1 rRNA gene is annotated in these 2015 nt (G+C 44.5%); it reads right to left on the bottom strand.

The annotated features are described in order from the left end of the window. A 23S ribosomal RNA gene (locus AMN70_RS00570) occupies window positions 1-2015 on the bottom strand; the annotation flags it as partial.

The raw sequence follows: 2015 nt of genomic DNA, 5'->3' as shown, positions 1-2015 counted from the left end.
GAACGATTTCTGACCGTTCTGAGCCTACCTTCGCACGCCTCCGTTACTATTTGGGAGGCGACCGCCCCAGTCAAACTACCCACCATACAATGTCTTGATGCCGGATGACGGCAATCAGTTAGATATCAAGAAAAACAAAAGAGGTATTTCACTGGTGACTCCACAAAAGCTGACGCTCTTGCTTCAATGTCTCCCTCCTATTCTAAATATGTTTTTCCTAACACCAATGTAAAGTTGCAGTAAAGGTGCACGGGGTCTTTCCGTCTAACTACGCGAACTCCGCATCTTCACGGAGAATTCAATTTCACTGAGTTGATGTTGGAGACAGCGGAGAAATCGTTACGCCATTCATGCAGGTCGGAACTTACCCGACAAGGAATTTCGCTACCTTAGGACCGTTATAGTTACGGCCGCCGTTTACTGGGGCTTCAGAAGTTAGCTTGCACCAACCGCATTAACCTTCCAGCACCGGGCAGGCGTCAGACCCTATACATCCACTTACGTGTTAGCAGAGCCCTGTGTTTTTGATAAACAGTCGCTTCTCCCTGGCTTGTGCCACCTTCAAATAGTTGCCTATCAGAAGGTCTTCCTTATCCCGAAGTTACGGAAGTATTTTGCCGAGTTCCTTCAACATCATTCTCTCAAGCGCCTAAATATACTCTATTAATCCACCTGTGTCGGTTTAGGGTACGGTCTAATGATGGAGCTATTTCTTGGAACCTTTTCGCGGCAAGTTCAATCCATTAAGAACTTACAACTTACAAGATTCGTCACTACCATCTGGTTAAGGAATATTAACCTTATTTCCATCGACTACGGCTTTCGCCCTCGTCTTAGGTGCCGACTAACTCTGCGCGGATTAACCTTGCGCAGAAACCCTTGGATTTTCGGCGAAGAAGTTTTTCACTTCTTTTATCGTTACTTATGTCAGCATTCGCACTTCTGATACCTCCAGGATCCCTCACGGGTATCCCTTCACAGGCTTACAGAACGTTCCGCTACCGCTTATAAAGTTCGAAAACTCTATAAACCCACAGATTCGGTATATGATTTTAGCCCCGTTACATCTTCGGCGCAGAAACTCTATTAGACCGGTGAGCTGTTACGCTATCTTTAAAGGATGGCTGCTTCTAAGCCAACCTCCCGGCTGTTAAGGAATTTCCACATCCTTTCACACTTAATCATAATTTGGGGACCTTATCTGGTGGTCTGGGCTCTTTCCCTCTCGACCGTGGACCTTAGCACCCACAGTCTGTCTGATGAAGAACAATGTTTAGCATTCGGAGTTTTATTAGGTTTGGTAAGAATCTCTTCCCCCTAGCCCATTTAGTGCTCTACCTCTAAACATCTATTTATTCATCGCACTACCTAAATAGTTTTCGCGGAAAACCAGCTATCTACGAATTTGGTTGGCCTTTCACCCCTTACCACAAGTCATCCAAAGACTTTTCAACGTCAACTGGTTCGGTCCTCCGGTAAGTGTTACCTTACTTTCAACCTGCTCATGGTAAGCTCATTCGTTTTCGGGTCTAATTCATAAAACTGTTCGCCCTATTAAGACTTGCTTTCGCTGCGCCTACACCTAGATGGCTTAAGCTTGCTTTATAAATTAAGTCACTGACCCATTATACAAAAGGTACGCCGTCACTCTAAAAAGAGCTTCGACTGATTGTAGGCATGCGGTTTCAGGTTCTATTTCACTCCCCTAATAGGGGTTCTTTTCACCTTTCCCTCACGGTACTAGTTCACTATCGGTCACTGAAGAGTATTTAGGCTTAGAGGGTGGTCCCCCTATATTCGAGCAGGATTTCACGTGTCCCGCTTTACTCAAGAATTTTATTAAACATTACTTATACGGGACTATCACCCTCTGTGGTTAGTTTTTCCAAACTATTCAAATTTTTTTAATAAAACTACTGGCCTATTCCGCTTTCGCTCGCCACTACTAACGGAATCTCAATTGATTTCTTTTCCTCTGGTTACTTAGATGTTTCAGTTCTCCAGGTTGTCTCTTT

The sequence above is a fragment of the Candidatus Pelagibacter communis genome (assembly GCF_001179925.1).
Classification (GTDB): Bacteria; Pseudomonadota; Alphaproteobacteria; order Pelagibacterales; family Pelagibacteraceae; genus Pelagibacter; species Pelagibacter ubique_E.
This window is presented reverse-complemented; position numbering and strand designations above follow the sequence as displayed.